This window comes from Streptomyces sp. NPDC059668, assembly GCF_042734135.1.
Lineage (GTDB): Bacteria > Actinomycetota > Actinomycetes > Streptomycetales > Streptomycetaceae > Streptomyces.
Map to the genome: position 1 here is coordinate 1 of NZ_JBHWEL010000040.1, position 21441 is coordinate 21441.

At 70.5% G+C, this 21441-nt stretch carries 21 protein-coding genes; 9 read left to right on the forward strand and 12 right to left on the reverse strand.

Annotated elements, in window-relative coordinates:
- The 5 genes from ACFV2J_RS25690 to ACFV2J_RS25710 all read right to left on the reverse strand — a co-directional run.
- On the reverse strand, nt 1–247 hold a 247-nt coding region (locus ACFV2J_RS25690; RefSeq protein WP_385440809.1), incomplete at its 3' end, for a CoA transferase.
- Between the two features lie 5 nt (nt 248–252).
- Nucleotides 253–1515, reverse strand: coding sequence for an acyl-CoA dehydrogenase family protein (locus tag ACFV2J_RS25695; protein WP_385088009.1), 1263 nt, complete (start codon nt 1513–1515; stop codon nt 253–255).
- Nucleotide 1516: 1 nt separating this feature from the next.
- Nucleotides 1517–2467 (reverse strand): 3-hydroxyacyl-CoA dehydrogenase NAD-binding domain-containing protein, encoded by a 951-nt coding sequence (locus ACFV2J_RS25700; RefSeq protein WP_385088007.1) that lies wholly within the window; start codon nt 2465–2467, stop codon nt 1517–1519.
- On the reverse strand, nt 2464–3210 hold the full coding sequence (locus ACFV2J_RS25705) for an acetoacetate decarboxylase (RefSeq protein WP_385088005.1): 747 nt from the start codon (nt 3208–3210) through the stop codon (nt 2464–2466). Before ACFV2J_RS25705 ends, ACFV2J_RS25700 begins: the two co-directional genes overlap by 4 nt.
- Before the next feature lies 1 nt (nt 3211).
- On the reverse strand, nt 3212–4030 hold the full coding sequence (locus ACFV2J_RS25710; protein ID WP_385088003.1) for a crotonase/enoyl-CoA hydratase family protein: 819 nt from the start codon (nt 4028–4030) through the stop codon (nt 3212–3214).
- 554 nt (nt 4031–4584) lie between these two features.
- On the opposite strand from ACFV2J_RS25710, the gene ACFV2J_RS25715 reads away from it, so the two are divergent.
- Complete coding sequence (locus ACFV2J_RS25715) at nt 4585–5430, forward strand: SDR family NAD(P)-dependent oxidoreductase (protein ID WP_385088001.1); 846 nt, start codon at nt 4585–4587, stop codon at nt 5428–5430.
- A gap of 55 nt (nt 5431–5485) precedes the next feature.
- On the opposite strand, the gene ACFV2J_RS25720 is transcribed toward ACFV2J_RS25715, so the two are convergent.
- The gene (locus tag ACFV2J_RS25720; protein ID WP_385087999.1) at nt 5486–6385 is read right to left on the reverse strand and encodes a helix-turn-helix domain-containing protein; all 900 of its coding nucleotides are present in this window, start codon (nt 6383–6385) and stop codon (nt 5486–5488) included.
- A gap of 254 nt (nt 6386–6639) precedes the next feature.
- Nucleotides 6640–7479, reverse strand: coding sequence for an SDR family NAD(P)-dependent oxidoreductase (locus ACFV2J_RS25725; protein ID WP_385087997.1), 840 nt, complete (start codon nt 7477–7479; stop codon nt 6640–6642).
- Between the two features lie 219 nt (nt 7480–7698).
- On the opposite strand from ACFV2J_RS25725, the gene ACFV2J_RS25730 reads away from it, so the two are divergent.
- Nucleotides 7699–8616 (forward strand): AraC family transcriptional regulator, encoded by a 918-nt coding sequence (locus tag ACFV2J_RS25730; protein ID WP_385087995.1) that lies wholly within the window; start codon nt 7699–7701, stop codon nt 8614–8616.
- A 21-nt stretch (nt 8617–8637) separates the two neighbouring features.
- Here the strand turns inward: ACFV2J_RS25730 and ACFV2J_RS25735 are convergent, their stop codons facing one another.
- Nucleotides 8638–9615 carry a phosphotriesterase gene (locus ACFV2J_RS25735; RefSeq protein WP_385087994.1) on the reverse strand — a complete coding sequence of 326 codons (978 nt, stop codon included), beginning with the start codon at nt 9613–9615 and terminating at the stop codon, nt 8638–8640.
- Nucleotides 9616–10019: 404 nt separating this feature from the next.
- Here ACFV2J_RS25735 and ACFV2J_RS25740 point away from each other — a divergent pair, with 404 nt between their 5' ends.
- The 7 genes from ACFV2J_RS25740 to ACFV2J_RS25770 all read left to right on the forward strand — a co-directional run bounded on the left by ACFV2J_RS25740 (nt 10020) and on the right by ACFV2J_RS25770 (nt 15784).
- Nucleotides 10020–11084, forward strand: a complete 1065-nt coding sequence (locus ACFV2J_RS25740) for a Rieske 2Fe-2S domain-containing protein (RefSeq protein WP_385087992.1) — start codon at nt 10020–10022, stop codon at nt 11082–11084.
- On the forward strand, nt 11081–11260 hold the full coding sequence (locus ACFV2J_RS25745) for a hypothetical protein (protein WP_385087990.1): 180 nt from the start codon (nt 11081–11083) through the stop codon (nt 11258–11260). The genes ACFV2J_RS25740 and ACFV2J_RS25745 overlap by 4 nt, the downstream gene beginning before the upstream one ends.
- Nucleotides 11257–12195: a PDR/VanB family oxidoreductase gene (locus ACFV2J_RS25750; RefSeq protein WP_385087988.1), complete on the forward strand. Its 939-nt coding sequence runs from the start codon at nt 11257–11259 to the stop codon at nt 12193–12195. Before ACFV2J_RS25745 ends, ACFV2J_RS25750 begins: the two co-directional genes overlap by 4 nt.
- A gap of 160 nt (nt 12196–12355) precedes the next feature.
- Nucleotides 12356–13327: an ABC transporter substrate-binding protein gene (locus tag ACFV2J_RS25755; protein WP_385087986.1), complete on the forward strand. Its 972-nt coding sequence runs from the start codon at nt 12356–12358 to the stop codon at nt 13325–13327.
- Nucleotides 13324–14097, forward strand: a complete 774-nt coding sequence (locus ACFV2J_RS25760; protein WP_385087984.1) for an ABC transporter permease — start codon at nt 13324–13326, stop codon at nt 14095–14097. Before ACFV2J_RS25755 ends, ACFV2J_RS25760 begins: the two co-directional genes overlap by 4 nt.
- Before the next feature lie 86 nt (nt 14098–14183).
- Nucleotides 14184–14951 carry an ABC transporter permease gene (locus tag ACFV2J_RS25765; protein ID WP_385088013.1) on the forward strand — a complete coding sequence of 256 codons (768 nt, stop codon included), beginning with the start codon at nt 14184–14186 and terminating at the stop codon, nt 14949–14951.
- 20 nt (nt 14952–14971) lie between these two features.
- The gene (locus ACFV2J_RS25770; RefSeq protein WP_385440822.1) at nt 14972–15784 is read left to right on the forward strand and encodes an ABC transporter ATP-binding protein; all 813 of its coding nucleotides are present in this window, start codon (nt 14972–14974) and stop codon (nt 15782–15784) included.
- Here the strand turns inward: ACFV2J_RS25770 and ACFV2J_RS25775 are convergent.
- The 4 genes from ACFV2J_RS25775 to ACFV2J_RS25790 form a co-directional block, all read right to left on the reverse strand.
- Complete coding sequence (locus ACFV2J_RS25775; RefSeq protein ID WP_385095624.1) at nt 15753–17930, reverse strand: discoidin domain-containing protein; 2178 nt, start codon at nt 17928–17930, stop codon at nt 15753–15755. The two genes, ACFV2J_RS25770 and ACFV2J_RS25775, sit on opposite strands and share 32 nt — an antisense overlap.
- 54 nt (nt 17931–17984) lie before the next feature.
- A complete protein-coding gene (locus tag ACFV2J_RS25780; protein ID WP_385440826.1) occupies nt 17985–19586 on the reverse strand; it encodes a glycoside hydrolase family 13 protein in 1602 nt (533 codons plus the stop codon).
- Between the two features lie 39 nt (nt 19587–19625).
- Nucleotides 19626–20501 (reverse strand): carbohydrate ABC transporter permease, encoded by an 876-nt coding sequence (locus tag ACFV2J_RS25785; RefSeq protein WP_385095618.1) that lies wholly within the window; start codon nt 20499–20501, stop codon nt 19626–19628.
- A partial coding sequence (locus ACFV2J_RS25790) for a carbohydrate ABC transporter permease (protein ID WP_385440830.1) occupies nt 20498–21441 on the reverse strand: 944 nt, incomplete at its 5' end. The genes ACFV2J_RS25790 and ACFV2J_RS25785, both read right to left, overlap by 4 nt.

Below are 21441 nucleotides of genomic sequence, written 5' to 3' on the forward strand. Positions count from 1 at the left end.
CCGGTGACTTCAGGTCGAGCACCATGCCCCGCTTGTTGCGGTTGGCGAGGTGCCAGCCGTAGTTGGCCTGCGCCCTGGGACTGGGCGGTACGGAACTCAGCCGCCGCTGGGGGTCGCCCGCACCCGGCGGCTCGATCTTGATGACGTCCGCCCCGAAGTCGGAGAGCATGGTCGCCGCGGCCGGTGCCGCGATGAAGCTCGCCACGTCGAGGACCTTCAGACCGGTGAAGACGGATTCGGTGGTCATCGCCGTCACCCCACGAAGGCGCTGTGGCCGGTGATGGACTTGCCGACGATGAGGGTCTGCATCTGGTGGGTTCCCTCGTACGAGTAGAGAGCCTCGGCGTCGGAGAAGAACCGGGCGACGTCGTAGTCGAGGACGATGCCGTTGCCGCCGAAGATCTCGCGGCACCAGGCCACGGATTCGCGCATACGGGCCGCGACGTACTCCTTGGCCAGCGCGGACTGCTCGTCGCGGAAGATGCCCTGGTCCTGGAGCCGGGCGAGCTGGACCAGCATGCCCCAGGAGGCGGTGATGTTGCCCAGGCTCTTGACCAGCAGGTCCTGCACCATCTGGAACTTGGCGATCGGACGGCCGAAGGCTATGCGTTCCTTGGCGTAGTCGAGTGCGAGTTCGTAGGCGCCGATCATGACGCCGAGGGCCTGCCAGGCGACCCCGCCGCGGGTGACGCGCAGGACCTCCGCGACGTCCCGGAAGCCCTTGATGTTGTGCAGCCGGTTGGCCTCCGGCACACGGACGTCGGTCAGGGTGATCTCGGCGTTCTGCACGATCCGCAGCGCGATCTTGCCCTCGATCTTCTCCGGCCGGAAGCCGGGGGTGCCCTTCTCGACGACGAAGGCCTTGACCTTGTTGTCGTCGACGTCCCGGGCGAAGACCACGACGTAGTCGGCGAAGGTGGCGTTGCCGATCCACTTCTTGGCGCCGTTGAGGATCCAGTCGTCGCCTTCGCGCCTGGCGGTGGTACGCATGCCGCCGGAGACGTCGGAGCCACCGAGCGGTTCGGTCAGGGCGAAGGCGCCGATCTTGTCCATCGAGGCCATGGCGGGCAGGAACCTGTCGCGCTGCTCCTGGTCGCCGCCGTAGTAGATGGAGTAGAAGCCGAGCCCGTTGTGGACGCCGAAGAAGGTGGCGGTGGAGGCGTCGACACGGCCCAGCTCGGTGGCGAGCATGCCGCCGAGCAGGTGGCTGGCGGCCGGCTTGTGCTCGCCGTAGCCCTCGTAGGCCAGGGCGGCCAGCCCGCTGCCGCGGAACTTCTCGATCATCTCGAAGGGGAACTCGCCCTTGCCCCAGTACTCGTTCACCAGCGGCTTGATCTCCTTGCGCAGGAAGGCGCGGGCCTTGAGCAGGATCTCGCGCTCCTCGTCCGACAGCAGCGCCTCGTACTGGTAGAAGTCGGCGGCCAGTTGGTCGTCCTGCTGTTCGGCGGGGGTGACGGTGGTGGCGCTCGTGGTGGCGGCAGTGGCGGTCGTGGTGGCGGCGGTGGCGGTGGTCATCTCACTTCTCCTTGGTGTGCTCGGTGCGCCGGATGTCCTCCAGGGCGGACAGGACGGCGAGTTGTCGGCGGTCGCGGGCTTCGGCGAGGTCGGCGTACGGCGTAGAGCCGTATGCCCTCTCCACCGCTTGGATCACCCGCTCCCGGTCCTCGGGGTCCTGCGAAGGCTCACCGAGGGGCATCCGCTGCATGGTCGAGCCGATGTGCTCGGTGATGTGGCGGTAGCCGCCGGGGCCACCGCCCAGGTGCGCGCCGAGGAACGGCCCGACCGTCGCCCAGCGGACGCCGAGCGAGTGGGTCACGATGGTGTCCAGGTCCTCGGGGGTCACCACGCCTTCCTGGACGAGGTGGACGGCCTGGCGGCTGAGCGCGTTCTGGAGCCGGTTGCCGACGAAGCCGGGGATCTCCTGGCGTTCGACGACGGGGGTGCGGCCGACGGCGGTGTAGAAGTCGACGGCCTCCCGCACGGCTTCCTCGGTGGTGCGTGCGCCGGGCACGACCTCGACGAGCGGCAGCAGGTGGGGCGGGTTGAAGGGATGCCCGATGAGGATGCGGCCGGCGTCCTCGAGTTCCGTGGTGAAAGCGGTCGCCGGGATCGCCGACGACGAGCTGAGCAGCAGCGCGTGCCCGGGGGTCTCCCGGACCAGCCGGGCGAACAGCTCCTTCTTGAACTCGACGCGCTCGGGGCCGTTCTCCTGGACGACGTCCGCGTGCCGAACGGCCTCGGTGACGTCGCCCGCGACGTGTACGCGGCCGGCGAGGCCGGAGGTGTCCAGGCCCTGGGCGGCCAGCTGCGGGGCGAACGCGGCGAGCGCCTCGGCGAGCGCCTCCGGCAGGTCGGGGCGGGGATCGCTGACGTGGACGTCCAGGCCGTGCGCGGCGAACAGCGCCGTCCAGGAGAGTCCGATGGTGCCCGCGCCGATCACGGCGGCGGTACGGAACGGATGCGTCACTGGGCGCCTTCCTTCAGGTAGTCGAAGACCGGCTCGACGGGTGCGAGGGTCAGGTCGGTGAGGATGTGGCTGGCCGAGACGACCTCCAGGACGGGCAGGTCCGCCAGCGGGGCGAGGACATGGGCGAAGAGCTGGAGCCGGGCCGGGCCGGCGTACGCCTCCTTGACCACCACATCGGTGATCTCGGTGCGCACCAGTTCCTGGACGCGCAGGTCACGGTGGTAGCCCGGGACGGACTTGAGCATGAAGGTCGGGACGGTGATCTGGTCCCTGGCCGTGGCCTCGTCGAGAACCCGGTGCTTGTAGCCCATGGTCGCGGTGGCGACACGGAGGGTTCCGTAGTCGAGCGTGCCGACGAGCGTCCCGTTGTCGATGTACAGCGTGGGTGCGCCGATGACCTTCGGATACGCGCTGACCTCGCGCCCCGACGCGGTCGCCGGGAAGTTGTCCAGGTACATCGCGTGCAGGTACTCGCCCCGCTCGCCCTCGAAGACGACCTCGATCGCCTGTCCGGCCTCGGTGTAGGGACCGAAACCGCTGACGTCGCCCATCTTCATGATCTCGAAGCGGACCAGCGGTTCGTCGATCCGAAGGGGTTCGGGCACGACGGCACGCAGCGCGTCGGGATCGGTGCGGTAGACGATGTTGAGGTATTCGCGGTCGGTGAAGCGCGGAACGGTGGGCGCGTACGCGGGGCTGGTCAGCGGGGTGGTCGGATGCCGCCGGACGTCTTCGATCCGCATGTCACTTCCCCGTCCACTGCGGGGCCCGGCGCTCGGCGAAGGCGGTCATGCCCTCCCGGACGTCGGCCGTGGCCATCAGCTCCCCCATCACCGTGCGCTGCGCGGCGAAGGCTTCGGCCTCGGGTACGCCGTCCGCGGCCCGGGCGACCTCCTTCACGGCGGCCAGCGCCAGGGGGGCGTTCGCCGCCAGCCGTTCGGCGAGCAGGAGGGCCTCCGGCACGGTCCGGCCGGCGGGCACGACCCGGTTGGCAAGACCCAGCTCACCGGCCCGGACGCCACTCACCGGCTCGCCGGTCAGCAGCAGCTCCATCGCGAGGTGGTAGGGGATGCGCCGGGGCAGCCGGATCACTCCCCCGCCGGCGGCGATCAGTCCCCGCTTGACCTCCGGCAGACCGAAGTGCGCGTCCCGCGCGGCCACGATCAGGTCGCACGCGAGGGCCAGTTCGAAGCCGCCCCCCATGGCCCAGCCCTCCACGGCGGCGATCAGCGGCTTCGTCCGGTCGGCCTCGGTCACGCCGCCGAATCCGCGCCCCGGGATATCCGGGGACTCGCCCCGCAGGGCCGCCTTCAGGTCCATTCCGGCGCTGAAGGTGCCCTCGGCACCGGTCAGCACGCCGGCCCGGAGTCCCGGGTCCGCCTCCAGTTCGTCCAGGGCGCTCGCCAGCAGGGCGGCGACCTCGGCGTTGACGGAATTGCGTGCTCGTGGGCGGTCGATCGTGATGAGCAGGGTCGTACCCGCCCGTCGGACCTGCACGTCGGCTCTGCTCGTACCGGTCCCTCGGTCGGTGTCGAGCGGCCCGGTGACGAAGGGTTCCGCCATCGCCTCTTCCTTTCGTTCGTGGGTCGTCGTTCCTGCCACATAACGTTAGGGAGGAGCACGGGATGACGGAATCATCAAAAGGGTGACGGCGGTGTGACCACGTCAGTCACACCATTTTCGGAATTACTCCGGCCATCGCTTCGAACCACTGCTCCACATTTCGGCCGATGGTTTCCGGAGTCGAAATTCGGCACGAGGAAAAAGCTCGCCCATCGATATTCATGTGCCTGATTTACATGTCTGGAGGGTCGGCTGCTTCCGCCATAAGCGGCAGACGACAGGCGGCAGGCGGCAGGCGGCAGCGATCCTGGGTCTGCCAGGACCAGGCTGGGCAGGGCCAGGCAACGTATGGAACGGGCCTGGCGGACGGCGTTGACTGAGGGCACAGCCCGCCCCGGTCCGGACCGCCGACGCTGTCGCGGAGGCTGCCGGGCGCCGGTCGCTGTCCCGTTCCGCCCCGTCCCGCATCGCGAAGGGAACCCCGTGTCCGCCGGGCCCCGCGTCCGCCCGGGACGCCCACCCGTGCCGCCGGCACTTCCTCTCCTGGAGTTCGTATGTCCACCACCTGGTTCGTCACCGGCGCTTCCCGCGGCCTCGGGCTGCACATCGCCCGGCAGGCCCTCGACGCCGGCGACAACGTCGTGGCGACCGCCCGGAATCCGCAGGCGGTGCACGACGCGCTGCCGGGATACGGCGACAGGCTGCTGCCGCTCGCGCTCGACGTCGACGATTCCGCCCGGGCCGAGGCCGCCGTGCACAGTGCGCTGTCCCACTTCGGGCGGGTGGACGTACTGGTCAACAACGCCGGCCGCGGACTGGTGGGAGCGGTGGAGGAAACCTCCGACGACGAGGCACGCGCACTGTTCGACACCAACGTCTTCGGCCTGCTGACCGTCACCCGCGCCGTCCTGCCGGCCATGCGCGCGTCGCGGGCCGGCACCATCATCAACATCAGCTCGGTCGGTGGCTTCGTCGGCTGGGCCGGCTGGGGCGTCTACTGCGCCACGAAGTTCGCGGTGGAAGGGCTGACCGAGGCCATGGCTCTGGAACTGCGGCCCCTGGGCATCCGGGTGAGCGCCGTCGAGCCGGGCCCGCTGCGGACCGACTTCCTCGACACCACGTCGCTGGTCCGCGCCGAGAAGGTCATCGACGCCTACGCCGCGACCTCGGGAGCCTCCCGCGACTGGGCCCAGGACTCCAACCACGCGCAGGCGGGCGATCCGGCCAGGGCCGCCGCCGTCGTGATCGAGGCGGTCCGCGGTGCCGGCCTCCCGATCCGCATCCCGCTGGGCGGCGCCACGGTCGCCGATGTCGAGACGAAGCTGGCCGCCACCGGTGCCATCCTGCGCCAGTGGCGGCAGACCGCCCTGTCCGTCGACGACGAGGTGGCCATCGGCTGAGGTGCCGCTCGGCCGAGGCCAGCGGTGTCCATCTCCGGCCTCGGCCGTGGCGTCCCTACGATGTCTGCCGCGCTTCCTCCGGTTCGGCACACCCGGTGAGCGCCTCCGCACGGCGTCCCGCGGCCCAGCTGGACAGGATGCGCAGCTTCTCCTCGGAGGGCGATCCGCTGTCCGCGGTGTACACGAGCAGCGACAGACCCGGGTCGTCGGGCAGCGCGAGGGACTCGTAGTTGACCGTCATGATGCCGACCGCCTCGTGATGGAACCGCTTCCTGCCGTGCGTGTGCTGGAAGACCCCGTACTCGGCCCACGCCCGGGAGAAAGCGTCGCTGCGCGCGGTCAGCTCGCCGACCAGCTCGGCCAGCGCCGGGTCCGGCTCCTCCCCGGCGGCGACCCGCAGGACGGCCACCATCTGGGCACCGATCTCCGCCCAGTCGGGATAGACCGTGCGGGCCCGGGGGTTGAGGAACATCCACCGCACCAGGTTCCGCTCGGCCGCCGGCATCGCGTCGAAATCGTCGATGAGCACCTTGCCCATCCGGTTGGAGGCGATCACCTCCAGCCGGGGGCCGTGCAGCACGACCGGGGTGGGGTCCAGGGCCTCCATCATCATCCGCACAGCCGGCCGCGCCTTGAGCACCCGCGACGTGGGCGGCCGGTTCGGTCCGTCCGGCACGAGCCCCGGCTGGGCCATCGAGAACAGATGCCGCCGCTCGAGCCCGGTCAGCCGCAGCGCGTCCGCCACGGCGGACAGGACCTGTGCGGAGACGTTCCTGGCTCTGCCCTGTTCCAGGCGGGTGTAGTAGTCCGCGCTCACGCCGGCCAGCAGCGCCAGCTCCTCGCGGCGCAGTCCCTTGACACGCCGCGCGCCGGACGGCCACGGCAGCCCCACCTCCTGTGGGGTCAGTGCCGCGCGGCGCGACCGCAGAAAGTCCGAGAGTTCCGCAGAATGCATCGTTCCTCCGACCGTGCGGTCCCGACACCGGCGATCGGTGCTCGGAACCATTGTCTCCCGCACGCGTCCGGCTCCTCCAGCCGAACGGAGGGCGCCGCACGCCCCTCATCCGCCGGTCCGTCCCGGGACCGGCGGAACACCCCTGGTCCCGGGCGTCGGACGGCGGAGACATGCGTCGGCTTCGGGGTTCGGGCTCGCTGTTCCTGCCGGTGACCTGCCGGTGACCGGCAGGAACAGGCAGGCCCGGGTCCTCGTCAGGGATTCAGGTTGTCCACTCCGACGAGTTCACTCGAACGGTTCCAGAGTGCGCGGGCGAGGCCGGCGTCGTCGGCCTGCGGATGGTTGCGCCGGGCGGGCCTGCCGCTCTCGTAGTACGTACCGGACTGCCAGTCCGTGCCGGGGGTGCCGTCGGCGAGCCGAACCATCTGCCGGGCCCCCTTCTCCGGGCGGGCCATGAAGAACCGGCTGAGGGGGTTGCCGTACACCGGGCGCATGAAACTCTTGCTGCCGGCCGCGAAGCCGGTCGCGACGGCACCGGGATGGAAGGCGGCGGCGGACAGGCCGTAGGACGCGAAGCGGGCGTGGAGCTCCTTGGTGAAGAGGATGTTCTCCAACTTCGCCGTGCCGTACGCCCGGTGGGCCGTGTAGCCCGCGTCGTTGTCCAGGTCGTCGATGTCGAGCCTCCCGAACAGACGGGCCCCCACGCTGGAGGTCTGGATGACCGACGCCTTGCCGGCCAGGAGCTTGTCCATGAGCAGGTTCGTCAGCAGGAACGGCGCCAGGTGATTGATCTGCAGGGTCTTCTCGAACCCGTCGGCCGTCTTGTCTCGGTCGCCGAAGATGCCACCGGCGTTGTTGACCAGGACGTCGATGCGCGGGCAGGCGGCGTCGAGGTCCGCCGCGAGTTTCCTGACCTCGGCCAGGGAGGTGAAGTCGGCGGTGAAGCCGTCGGCTCCGAGCTCGTCGGCGACCTTCGCGGTCTTCCGCGGTGAACGGCCGACGACGACGATCCGGTGTCCGTGCAGGCGGAGTTGACGGGCGGCGGCGGCTCCGATGCCGTCGCTGGCGCCGGTGATGACGATGGTCTTCGGCATGGGGGGGGTGGTGTCCGTTCCATGGGTCGGTGCGGCGGGGGTGAACTGTGGGTGACAGGAGCGACGTCGACTTCCGGTGCCGGGCCGCGCGGAGGGCCGTGCGTCACCCGGGCCGGGCCGCGGTCCGGTCCGGTCCGATTACGCTGGGGAACGATCGCGTGGGCCGAGCGGAGAGGGAGACGCGTGTACCAGTGGACCCCGGCCGCTCCCATACCCTCGGTGAGCGACTGGAACGATGCGTTCACCCGTCTGCACGGGGCGAGTCGCATCACCGTGCCGGACCGCACCGCCCCCTGGACGGGGCGGCTCGACTCCCAGCGGTCCCGGTCCTACGGCATCGCCCTGTGCAGCGGCGGCCGGGAAACGGTGACCCGGGACGCCCGGCACATCACCTCCGATCCCCGCGGCACCTGTGAACTGCTCGTCCCCCTGGCCGGGACGGCCTGGGTGGAGCAGGGACCCTCGTCGGGCGAGATCCGGCCCGGTGCCATGGCCCTGTGCGACATGGACCGGCCGGTGACCTTCGCCCACGACGACGACTTCCTCTCCATCGCGCTGATCGTTCCTGGTCACGAGGTTGCCCACCGGAACCCGGCCGCCGTCCGCGAGCCACAGATGCTCAGCGCGGACAGCGGTCTGGGCCGGGTGATCCGCACGATGGTGACCACGTTGCAGGAGGAGCGCGAGCAGTTCTCGGAGACCGCCTTCGACATCGCCTGCGAGCGCGTGCTCGACCTGGTGTGCCTGGCCGCCGAGGGCGCGACCGATTCGGCACCGCCGGGCGGACGAGCGGCGGTCGAGGCGGAGGTACGCCGCTACATCCGCGGCCACGCGTGCGACGAGGACCTCGACATCACCACCGTCGCGCGCGCCCTCGGCTGGTCCACCCGCTACATCCAGCAGGTGCTCCAGGCAGCCGACACGACCGCGCGCGACCTCATACGCCACGAACGTCTGCGCCTCGCCCGGACCCGGCTGGCCAGTGCGAACTGGGCCGGGCACTCGGTCGCGCAGATCGCCCACTCCTGCGGGTTCGGCAGTCACGCGTCGTTCAGCACCGCGTTCCGGCAGGAGTTCGGCATGACGCCCCGCGACGCCCGGCACGGCGCCCTCCCGCCTCGGACGGAGTCGCGCTGAGCGCGCCGCCTCCGTGGCCGGTCAGCCGCCCAGCGGGGTGAAGTACCGGCGCGGATTGTCGACCAGCATGGTCGTGAGCTGGTCCTCGGTGACACCGGCGCGGCGCAGCGCGGGGAGCACGCTGTCGTGCAGGTGCGTGTGGTGCCAGTTCGGCGCGATCTGCTCGCGCACCCCGGCGGGGAACCAGTCGATGTGGCACGACGCGTCGTGGGACAGCACCATCCGGTCGGCCAGTCCCTCCTGGGCCAGGGCCGCGACCGTCGCCACGCGCTGGTCGCCCGGCAGCAGGATGTCGAGACCGAAGCGGTCCATGCCGACGTACGAGCCGTTGTCGATGAGCTCGTGCAGGTAGTCCAGGTCGTCCGTGTCACCGCTGTGGCCGACGACGACCGCCGCGAGGTCCACCCCCTCGCCGCGCAGGATCTCCTGGGCCACGAGGCCGGTGCGGGCGACCGCGTTGGTGTGGACGGTGATCGGCGCTCCGGTGCGCAAGTGCGCCTGTGCCACCGCCCGCATCACCCGCTCCACACCGGGGGTGAGTTCTTCCTCGATCGCGCACTTCAGGAACGCGGCCCTGATCCCCGTGTCGGCGATGCCCTCGGTGAGCTCCCGCACGAACAGCTCGGCCATTCCCTCCGCACCGCCGAGCATGGTGCCGGGGCCGTGGTACCTGAAGAAGTTCGGGACGTCGCCCAGCGTGTAGATGCCGGTGGCCGCGATGATGTTCAGGTCGACCTGCTCGTTCACCCGCGCGACCCGGGAGACGTCGCGCCCGAGACCGATCACGGTGGGGTCCACGATCGTGGTGACGCCCGTGGCCACCAGGTCCTTCAGCCGGCGCACCGCGTCGCTGACGCGTTCCTGCTCGTCCCAGGTCTCCGGCAGACTCTGCCGGAACTCCTCGCTCAGGACGAAGACGTGCTCGTGCATCAGGACGGTACCGAGGTCGTCGGCCGACACGGGGCCGCCGACGGTCTGCACCTGGGAGGGCGAGGTCATGGAGTTCCTTCGGATTCTCGCCGTCGCCCGTATGGCGACGGCTTGATCTGGGCGGGGCGGGGATGCGGTCCCGGCAGGTCCGGTCCCCCGGTCCCGGGTCCGCGCCGACGGCCGCTCCGCGGGCGGGCGATCGGCACGACGTCCACTCTCGGGCACCACGTCCGGGGTGTCTTTCGCGCCGGCGCACGGGCCTTGTCGGCAGGCGCGGTCGGCGAGCCGCCGGACCGGGTCGCGGCGCGGGCCGGGGATCGTGTCGCACCCCGCGCGCCGGGATGAAGGGGGGACGAACACCCGCCCTGACAACGTGGATCCGCCCTCCCCTTCCGTGGGACGGAAGAGCCGTTGCGGCACGACGATCCCCTTCCCGACGATGCCACCACAGCAGTCAGACGGGAGCCGCAAAGATGCCGCACACCACCGCCTTCGCAAGGAACCAGTGGTACGTCGCCGCACTCGCCCACGAGGTGGGACGTGAGCTGCTCGGCCGGACGGTGCTGGGCGAACCGCTCGTGCTCTACCGGACCGAGGACGACGGGACCGTGGTGGCGCTGGCCGACCGCTGTGTGCACCGCAGGTTCCCGCTCTCCGGGGGCCGGCTCGACGCTGACCGGATCGTGTGCGGGTATCACGGGTTCACGTACGACACCACGGGCACCTGTGTGTACGTGCCGGGGCAGAAACGCGTACCGCGCACGGCGCGGGTCGCCGCGTACCCGGTCCTCGAACAGGACGCGTTCGTCTGGGTGTGGGTCGGCGACCCGGCGCTCGCCGACCCGGGGACCGTTCCGCGGGCCCGGCACATGGACTCCCCGGACTGGACCACGGTCTCGGGCATGGAGCCGATAGACGCCGACTACGGCCTGCTCGTCGACAACCTCCTCGACCTCTCCCACGAGACCTATCTGCACGGTGGATACATCGGCACCCCCGAGGTCGCCGAGACGCCGATCACGACGGAGGTCGACGAGGGCGCCGGCATCGTGCGGGTCAGCCGGCACATGGACGACGCCGAGTGTCCGCCGTTCTACGCGCGCTCCACCGGTGTCGAGGGCCGCATCACCCGCTGGCAGGACATCGAGTACCACGCTCCGTGCCTGTATCTGCTGCACAGCCGTGTCGCACCGGTCGGGGTGCTGCCCGACGCGGACGGCGGCGACCCGAACGCGTTCCACACCGAGATCACGTACGCCATCACCCCCTCGCGCGACGGTCACGTCTACGACTTCTGGGCGGTCTCCCGGGACTTCGCCCGCGAGGACACGGAAGTCACCGCGATCATGCGGGACCTCAACCACACGGTCGTGATGCAGGACGTCGACGCGCTCAACCTGCTCCAGCGGACACTGGGCGACGAACGCGCCGGGTACCAGGAACTGAGCATCAACATCGACACCGGCGGGCTCGCAGCCCGCCGTATCCTCGCCCGGCTGGCCGAGGAGGGCGACAAGCCGACGGAGAGGGTCCTGTGACGCCGGCGTCCCGCTCCACGCACCGCGAGATCTACCGCGTCGACTGGCTCCCGGGCACCGACGTGCTGCACGGCACCTGCCACTGCGGCGCCGAGCACACTGCCCAGGATCCGGTCGAGATGTGGGAGTGGATGCTCTCCCACCCCGCAGGGCACCCGTCCCGGGAGAGCCGGTGACGACCTTGTACGAGGCGGAACTCGTCGTGTCGCGTCGGGAGTTCGCCGCCGAAGGGGTGATCGCCCTCACCCTGCGCCACCCGCAGGGCGAGGAACTTCCCGGCTGGGAGCCGGGCGCCCACATCGACGTCGTGGTCGGTCCGGGGCTGGAGCGGCAGTACTCGCTGTGCGGCGACCCGGCGGACCGCGGGGCGTGGCGGATCGCGGTGCTGCGGGAGCCGCACGGCCGTGGCGGGTCCTCGTACCTGCACGATCGGGTGGGCTCGGGCGACACGGTCCGTGTCCGCGGCCCGCGCCAGCGCTTCGCCCTCGCTCCCGCTCCCCGGTACCGGTTCGTCGCGGGCGGCATCGGCATCACCCCGATCCTGCCGATGCTCGCCGCGTCGCAGGCGGCGGGCGCGGAGTGGACGCTGCTCTACGGCGGACGGACCCGCGACTCCATGGCGTTCGTCGGGGAGTTGAGCCGGTACGGGGACCGGGTGAGGATCGCTCCCCAGGACGAGTGCGGGCTGCTGGACCTCGACTCCGTGCTCTCCGGCATCTCCGGGGGCACGCTGGTCTACTGCTGCGGTCCCGGGCCGCTGCTGGACGCGGTGGAGGAGCGGTGCCCCACCGGGCTGCTGCACGTCGAGCGCTTCCACCCGAAAGCTCACGAAGACGACGGTGACGGGGAGTTCGAGGTGGTCCTGGCGCGCAGCGGCCGCACGCTGACCGTCCCCGGGGACGCCTCCGTGCTCGACACCGTGCGGGGCGCCGGCGTCGAGGTGCTCTTCTCCTGCGCCGAGGGCACCTGCGGCACGTGCGAGACGGACGTTCTCGAAGGGACCCCGGACCACCGCGACTCGGTGCTCACCGACGCGGAGCGGGCGGCCGGCGGGACCATGCTCATCTGTGTGTCCCGGTGCCGCGGGAAGCGGCTCGTGCTCGACCTGTAGACATCCCGCCAGGGCGACCCGGCGGCACTTCGATAACTGTCAACAATATTGTCAGCCAAGGCCATTGACCCCGTCGTACAGGGGTTCTACCTTCCGCTGAGCACCACATTGCGGTGTGCGCACAGCCTGTCGGAACACTGTCGTCTGCACAGGAGGAGCCATGCGTCGTCTGCTCGCCGGTCTCGCGGTCGGAACCTTCCTGGTCGCCGCGTCGGCCTGCGGCTCGTCCGACGACTCCGGAACGTCGGACAAGGGCACGTCGTCCGGCGGTACCACCACGGTCAAGGTCGGGATCATCCCCATCGTCGACGTCGCACCGCTCTACCTGGGGCAGCAGAAGGGCTTCTACGGCAAACGCGGTCTCAAGCTCTCCATGACGACCGCGCAGGGCGGCGCCGCGATCGTCCCGGGCGTCGTCAGCGGCCAGTTCCAGTTCGGCTTCTCCAACATGACCTCGCTGATGATCGCCCGCAGCCGGAACGTGCCGGTGAAGGCGGTGGCCAACGGTGTCGCCTCAACGGGCGTGGCGGGCAAGGACTTCGGCGCCATCACGGTGAAGAAGGGCAGCTCCCTCACATCGGCGAAGGACCTGGAGGGGAAGAAGGTCGCCGTCAACACGCTGAAGAACATCAACGAGACCGCGGTGCGCGAGTCGGTGCGCAAGGCGGGCGGCGACCCCTCCAAGGTGAAGTTCGTCGAGCTGGCCTTCGACCAGATGCCCGCCGCCCTGGACAGCGGTCAGATCGACGCGGCGATGGTGGTCGAGCCCGCGCTCGCCACCGTCAAGAGCCAGGGAGGCACGGAGATCGCCTCGTCCCTGGTCGACGTCGCCGAGGACCTCACCGTGGCGATGTACTTCACGTCCGCCCAGTACGAGCAGAAGAACCCCGATGTGGTGAAGAGGTTCCAGGAGGCCACCGCCGAGTCCCTCGCCTACGCCGACGCCCACCCCGACGAGGTCCGTTCCGTCGTCACCTCGTACACGAAGATCCCCGCGGCGGTCCTCGCGAAGGTGACCCTGCCGAAGTGGCCGGCCGAGCCCAACCGCGCGTCGATCGAGGCGCTGGAGAAGCTGGGCGCGCAGGACGGGCTCTTCAAGTCGGCTCCCGATCTCGACGAACTGCTGCCGTGAGGGGTGCGAACGCGGCACTCGGTACGGCCGGGCTCGCGGCCTTCCTCGCCCTGGGCGAGGTGGCGCCGCGGCTCGGCCTGGTCAAGGAGGCCTACTTCCCGCCCACCAGCCGGATCGCCGGCGCGCTCGGGCGGGAGACCACCGACGGCGCCTTCTGGACGGCCCTCGGCGACACCCTCACCGGCTGGGCACTGGGACTGGCGACCGCGGTCGTCGCGGGCGTCGTCGTGGGGCTGGTCGTGTCGGTCGTGCCGTATCTGCGCGAGGCCACCGCCTCCACGATCGAGTTCCTGCGCCCGATCCCCTCCGTCGCCCTGATCCCCCTCGCCGTCCTGCTGTACGGCACCGAACTGCGCTCCGTCCTCCTCCTCGTCGTGTACGCCTCCTTCTGGCAGGTCCTCGTCCAGGTCCTGTACGGCGTCCGCGACGTCGACCCGGTGGCGGAGGAGACGGCCCGCTCGTACGGCCTCGGCCCCTGGGCGCGCACCCGGCACGTCCTGTGGCCCACCGCGCTCCCCTATGTCATGACGGGTGTCAGACTGGCCGCCGCGGTCGCCCTCATCCTCGCCGTGACCGCCGAACTCGTCATCGGCGCACCGGGGTTGGGCGCCCGGATCGCCGTCGCCCAGTCCTCACAGGCCGTCCCCGACCTGTACGCGCTGGTGGTGGTCACCGGCCTGCTCGGGCTGGTGATCAACCTGGGCGCCCGCGCGGTGGAGCGTCGGGCACTGGCCTGGCACCAGTCGGTGCGCGGGGAGGTGGCGGTGTGAGGGGTTTCCGCTCCGGCCGGGCCGGGCCGAAGGACGACGGGAGCGTCCCGCCCCTCGCCAGGCCCAGGGGCCGGGCAGCGGCCTTCCTGCTGCGACCGCTGCTCGTCGTCGCGCTGCCGGCGCTGCTCGTGACGGCCTGGTGGTTCGCGTCCGACGACAGCACCGCGGTCTACTGGCCGCCGCTGCGCACGATCCTCAGCACTTTCCCGGACGTCTGGACGGCCGAGCGGCTGCGCACGGACGTCCTGCCCAGCGTGGGGCGCCTGCTGGCGGGGTACGCCTCCGCGGCCGTGGCGGGTGTGGCGCTGGGCACGGTCATCGGCTCGTACCGGCGGGTGCGGGCGTTCTGCGAGCCGGTCCTGGAGTTCCTGCGGGCGGTGCCGCCACCCGTCCTGGTGCCGGTCATCATGCTGTTCGCGGGCATCGGCGACACCATGAAGATCGTCGTGATCGCCGGCGGCTGCCTCTGGCCAATCCTGCTCAACACGGTCGAGGGGGTACGGGCCGTCGACTCCGTGATGGCCGAGACGGCGCGTTCGTACGGCGTCACGGGCGCCGCCCGGCTGCGGCACGTGGTCCTGCCGGCGGCGAGCCCGCAGATCTTCGCGGGCCTTCGCCAGGCCCTGTCCGTCGGGCTCATCCTGATGGTCATCAGCGAGATGTTCGCGGCCAGCAACGGACTCGGCTTCACCATCGTGCAGTTCCAGCGCGGCTTCGCGATCCCCGACATGTGGACCGGGATCCTGGTCCTGGGACTGCTCGGCCTTCTCCTCTCGGTCGTCTTCCAGTTCGTGGAGCGCCGGGTGCTCGGCTGGTACCACGGCCTCCGGGATTCCACCCGGCGGTCCCCGTGACGCTCGTGAAAGGGCGGTCCATGCACGCGTCTTTGGTCGTCACCGGACTGCGGAAGGTCTACGAGGGGTCGGGGCGCCGCGTGGAGGCGGTCCGTGACCTCACCTTCACGGTGGACACGGGTGAACTCGTCTGTCTGGTGGGGCCGTCGGGCTGCGGCAAGACCACGCTGCTCAAGTGCGTGGGCGGGCTGCTCACACCGACCGCGGGCGAGGTACGGCTCGCCGGGCGACCGGTGAACGGGCCTCCGCCCGGCATGGCGTTCGTGTTCCAGGAGTACGGGCGGAGCCTCTTCCCCTGGATGCGGGTGGGCGAGAACGTCGAACTCCCGCTGAAGCAGAAGAAGCTGGGCAGACTCCGGCGGCACGAGCTGGTCGCGGACGCGCTGGAGTCCGTCGGACTGTCCGACGCGGCCGGGGCCTATCCGTGGCAGCTGTCCGGCGGGATGCAGCAGCGGGTCGCGATCGCGCGGGCGCTCGCCTACGAGCCCGAGGTGCTGCTGATGGACGAGCCGTTCGCGGCGGTCGACGCGCAGACCCGCGCCGACCTGGAGGACCTGGTGCGCCGGTTGTGGCGGCAGCGCGGGATGACCATCCTGTTCGTGACCCACGACATCGACGAGGCGGTCTATCTGGGCGAGCGGGTCCTGGTCCTGTCGGCCTCCCCCACCGTCGTCCGGGAGCAGCTGAAGGTCGACCTGCCCGAGGAGCGGGACCAGTTGCACACCCGGGTGGCCCCGCGCTTCGCCGAGTTGCGGACCCAGGTGTACGAGCAGATCCAGTCGGCGAAGCGCGGGGAGACGGTCACGAGGAGAGATATGCCTCCACTTCGCTGAACTGGGCTGCCGGCCAACCGGTGTTGGCGGTGACGTCGAGCCGCAGGTAGCGCAGGCCGGTGCCGGCCGGCAGCGCGATCGTCACGGTGTTCCCGGTCGCCGGGTCGAAGCGGTAGCCCTGTGAGCCCACCACCGTGGAATAGGTGGAGCCGTTGGTGCTGCCCTGCACGGACAGCGTCTCGGTGCGGGCGCCCCACGCCGAGGACGGCGGCAGCTTCAGGACGAGCCGGCGGACGGCCTGCGAGGAGCCCAGGTCCACCGTGAACGCCTGCGGGAAGACGTTGTTGCCGGACTCCCAGTAGGTGTTCGCGTCGCCGTCGACGGCCTTGCCCGGGGTGTAGACGTCCTGGGAGCCGGTGGCGGTGGCGGGACGCCCCTTGGCCAGGTTGGCGTTCTGGTCCGGGGGCGGGTTGCCCTGACCGGGCTGCGGCCAGGCCGAGCAGTCCGACCAGGTGCTGTTCCAGCCGGAGTTGCCGCCGCCGTCGGTGACGGTGAAGGTGCCGGAGCCGCTCGGGTAGGGACAGTTGTAGATGCCGGCCGAGCCGACGCCGGTGGCCTGGACGTTGCTGAACCTCGCCGAGCCCGGTGTCTCGGCCTGGACGACGACCGTCCCGGTGTTCCGCACCGTCGCCCCGGTCACGTTGATGTTGTTGGTGGGATTGCCGTGACCGCCGCCCGAGACGAATTCGAAGGCGCTGTAGGGGCTGTCGGTGACCGTCGTGTTGGTGATGTTGACGGTGGCGTTGATCGCGCTGTCGTAGGAGTCGACGCGCAGGGCGCCCATCGGGTGGTTCCAGTTGGGGTTGATCGCCCCGGTCCGTACGAGCGTGTTGCCGTCGACGGTGATCGTGCCGGCGAGTGGGGAGAAGGGGTCGAGGAACTTCTGGTTGGAGACGGCGATGCCGCTGCCCAGGGCGTTGGTGTCGGAGACCAGGTTGTTCCTGACGCTGATGTCCGTGCCGCCGTAGATCGCGATGCCGTTGGCGAGGTTCGGCTGCGAGATGGTGTTGCTGTCGAAGCTGGAGTTGCTGTCGGGTCCGTTCAGCGACCACATGGCGAGCGAGTCGTCGCCCTGGTTGCGTAGGAAGTTGTTGCTGACGCGGACGCCGTGCGCGTTGCCGTTGAGGTTGAGCCCGTCGGCGGTGGTGTCGAGGATGCGGTTGTTCTCGACCACGAGGTTGTCGTTGTTGCCGGTCAGCCACAGGCCGACCTTGACGTGCTGGATCCACATCCCGGAGACCGAACTTCCCGGTCCGAGGGAACCGTTGACGAAGTTGTCCGGGTTGGAGTCGACGCGTTCGGTGACCTCGCCGATGACCGCGAAGTCCTTGAGGTGGACGCCGCCCGAGGAACCGCCCTGGTCGATGAAGCGGGAGGCGTGGACGACGGAGTACCAGCCGCCCGCGCCCTGGAGGGTCACGTTCTGCACCCCGCTGAGCGAGGACGTCACCCGGTAGTCGCCCGGCGGGATCCACACGACACCGCCCTGGGCCGCGGAGATCGCGTTCCGGAAGGCCTGGGTGGAGTCGCCCTGGCCGCTGGGGTCCGCGCCCCTGTCGGTGACGGACACCGACCCCGCGGGCCGGGCCGCGGCGGCGGCGACCTGTTCGAAGTCGGCCACGTCGACGGTGACCTGGGTCGAGGTGGCCTGGAACGCGATCCTGTCGCCCGCCTGCACGTTCTGGCCGAGCAGCAGCCGGGCGTTGTCGTAGAAGTGGTGCTGTCTGGCACCGGCGATCCAGGACGTGTCCACGTAGGAGTACTTGGAGGTGACCGCGAGCGTCTTGGAGATCCTGGTGCCGTTTATGTACACGTCGAGGGTGCCGGACTGGCCGTCGGGGACGCTGTAGGAGACGTTCACCGCGTTGGCCGCGCGGGGGGCGGTGAACTCGACACGCTGGCCGGCCGACAGGCGTACGGCCTGCCGTCCGGAGGCCTCCGAGGCGAGAGTGCCCTGGGTGTGGTCGGGGCCGATCCTCGTGCCGGTGGTGGTGGCGGACTCGGCCTCGACCGAGGTGAAGGGGAGGCTCGCGCCCGCCGCGGCCACCGCGGCGTGGGCCGTGGTGGTGCCGAGCATGCCCGCGGCGAGGGCGGCTGCCGCGGCGCACGCCAGTGGCATGCGCCTGACGGTTCTCGTGCTGTGCATGTGCTGATCCCTTCGGGGTGGGGGGTGGGGACAGCGCTGTGCGGTTCGGCGGTCTCAGGCGCGCAGCCACACCGCCGTGTCCGGTGGGAGGAGTCCGTCGGCGTCCAACGGGTCGCTGCCGAGCAGGAGTTCGGAGTGGGCCGGGAGCTCGACCGGTCCGCCGCCGAGGTTGACGACGCAGAGCAGCCCGTCCGTGCGGGCGAAGGCGAGGACGCCCTCGTCGGCGGGCAGCCAGCTGAGCGGGCCGTCACCGAACCCCGGTTCGGCGCGGCGGACGCGCAGTGCGGCACGGTAGAGGCTCAGCATCGAGGTGGGGTCCTCGGACTGGCGGTCGGCGGCGTAGCCGGCCCAGTCGGCGGGCTGGGGCAGCCAGGGGTCGCCGCCGAATCCGGCGTACGGGGCCCCGGCTTCCCAGGGCAGGGGTACCCGGCAGCCGTCCCGGCCGGGATCGGTGCCGCCGGAGCGGAAGTGCATCGGGTCCTGGATGCTGGAGAGGGGCAACTCCACCTCGGGAAGGCCGAGTTCCTCACCCTGGTAGACGTAGACGGAACCGGGCAGGGCGAGCGAGAGCAGGGCGGCGGCGCGGGCCCGGCGGGTGCCGAGGGCCAGGTCGGTGGGGGTGCCGAAGGCCTTGGTCGTGAAGTCGAAGCCGGTGTCCGTACGCCCGTAGCGGGTGACCGTGCGCGTCACGTCGTGGTTGCACAGCACCCAGGTGGCGGGCGCCCCGACGGGCGCGTGCTCGGCGAGGGTCTCGTCGATGGAGGTGCGCAGCCGCCCGGCATCCCAGGGGCAGGACAGGAACGAGAAGTTGAAGGCGGTGTGCAGCTCGTCGGGGCGCAGGTAGCGGGCGAAGCGTTCGGTGTCGGGGAGCCAGACCTCGCCGACGAAGATGCCGTCGTAGGCGTCGGCGACCGACCGCCAGGAGCGGTAGATGTCGTGGAGTTCGTCCCGGTCGACGTACGGGTTCGGGTCGCGGCCCTCGACGTAGTCGGGCAGTTCGGGGTCCTTCGCGAGCAGGGCGGCCGAGTCGATACGGACGCCGGCCACGCCCCGCTCGAACCAGAAGCGCAGGATCTCCTCGTGCTCCTGGCGGACGGCCGGGTGCTCCCAGTTGAGGTCGGGCTGCTCGGGGGTGAAGAGGTGGAGGTACCAGTCGCCGTCGGGCAGCCTCGTCCACACCGGTTCGGAGGAGCCGGCGAACTGGGACGGCCAGTCGTTGGGCGGGAGTTCGCCGTGCTCCCCGCGGCCGGGGCGGAAGTGGAACAGTTCGCGCTCCGGGCCGCCCGCCAGGGCCGCCTGGAACCAGGGATGCTGGTCGGACACGTGGTTGGGCACGATGTCGACGAGGGTGCGGATGCCCAGCTCCCGGGCCTCGGCGATGAGCTTCTCCGCCTCGGCGAGCGTCCCGAAGGCCGGGTCGATGGAGCGGTAGTCGGCGACGTCGTAGCCGCCGTCGGCCATGGGTGAGCGGTACCAGGGGTTGAACCACAGGGCGTCCACCCCGAGTTCGGCGAGGTAGGGCAGTTTCGCGCGGACGCCCGCGAGGTCGCCGGTGCCGTCGCCGTCGCCGTCCGCGAAACTGCGGACGTACACCTGGTAGATGACGGCGGAACGCCACCACGCGGACTGATTTCGGGCAGGGCGGGGCTGTCCCACGGTGCGTTGCCTTTCGTTCGAGGAGGTCTGGTACAGGCGTCAGCCCTTGGTGCTGCCCGCGCTGATCCCGGCGATGATGTGCCGCTGGAACACGAGGAACATCACGACCATGGGAATGCTCGCGATGACCATCGCGGCGATGAGCACGGTCAGTTGGATGTTCTGCGACAGCTGGACGAGAGCCACGCTGATGGGCTGCTTGTCGGTGTCGGAGAACACCATCAGCGGCCACAGGAAGTCCTGCCAGACGGCGACCAGGGCGAAGATCGACACGACTCCGAGGACGGGCCGGGACATCGGCAGCACGATCGACCACAGGGTGCGCAGTTTCCCGGCGCCGTCGATCTCGGCGGCCTCCAGGACGTCGCGCGGGATCTGGTCGAAGAAGCGTTTGAGGAGATAGAGGTTGAAGGCGTTCGCGACGGCCGGCAGCCAGATGCCGAGCGGTGAGTTCAGCAGGCTGGTGTGGATGAGGGGCAGGTCCGCGACGGTCAGGTACTTCGGGACCACGAGGGCCTGTGCGGGGACCATCAGGGTGGCGAGGATGCCGCCGAGGACCACCTTGCCGAAGGCGGGCTTCAGCTTGGACAGGGCGTACGCGGCGGCGGTGCAGAAGACGAGCTGGAGGAGCCAGGCGCCCGCCGCCTGCACGACCGTGTTCCACAGGTGCGTGGGCAGGTCCATCAGGTCCCACGCGTCGGTGTAGCCGCTCAGGTGCAAGCCGTGCGGTACGAGGGTCGGCGGGGTGCGCGTCACCTCGTCCGGCGACTTCATGGCGCCGGTCACCATCCAGTAGACGGGGAAGAGGAAGGCCACCGCGAAGAGCAGGACGACACCGCTGAAGACCGTCCAGTAGACGGCCTTGCCGCGCGGGCGGGCCAGGGTGAGCGGGGAGACCAGGGTGCGGGTGCTCATGCGTCGTCCCCTTCCGAGCGGGTCAGCCTCAGATACACCGCGGAGAAGGCGCTGAGCAGGACGAGCAGCATGACGCTCAACGCGCAGGCTCCGCCGAAGTCGTTGTAGAGGAAGGCGTACTTGTAGATCAGGTAGAGCACCGTGACGGTCTTGTCCTCGGGCCCGCCTCCGGTGATCACGAACGGCTCCGTGAAGACCTGCATGGTGGCGATGATCTGAAGCAGCATCAGCATGAGGATGATGAAGCGGGTCTGCGGGATCGTCACGTGCCGGATGCGCTGAAGGAGGCTCGCGCCGTCCAGTTCGGCCGCCTCGTACAGCTCACCGGGGATGCTCTGGAGCGCGGCGAGGTAGATGAGGACGGTGCCGCCGAGGTTGGCCCAGGTGGCGACGATCACCAGCGAGACGAGCGCGGTGTCGGCGCCGTTGGACCAGTTCGAGGTCGGCAGGTGCAGGAAGCGCAGCGTCTCGTTGGCCAGGCCCGCTCCGGGATCGTAGAACCACTTCCACAGCAGGGCGCTGACCACCGGCGGGATCATCACCGGGAGATAGACCACGACTCTGAAGAAGGCCTTCGCGTGCCGGAGTTCGTTGAGGACCAGGGCCATCACGAAGGGGACGGCGAAGCCGATGAGCAGGGCGAGGAGGGTGAAGGTGAGGGTGTTGCGCCAGGCGGCGGTGAACTCCGGGTCGTGGAAGACCCGGGTGAAGTTGGCGGTGCCGACCCACTCGCCGCCGCTGCCCGGTGTGTACTTCTGGAAGGCGATCACGACCGCGCGGATCGCCGGGTACCAGGAGAACAGCGCGAAGCAGAGCACGCCGCCGATCAGGAAGGCGTAGGCGCGGGACTGGTGGGGGGGGGGGGCGGGGCCCCGGGCCCCCGCGCCGGGCCCCCCCCCCCCCCGCCCCCACCGCCCCCCCCCCCCGGCGCGGGGGGGCC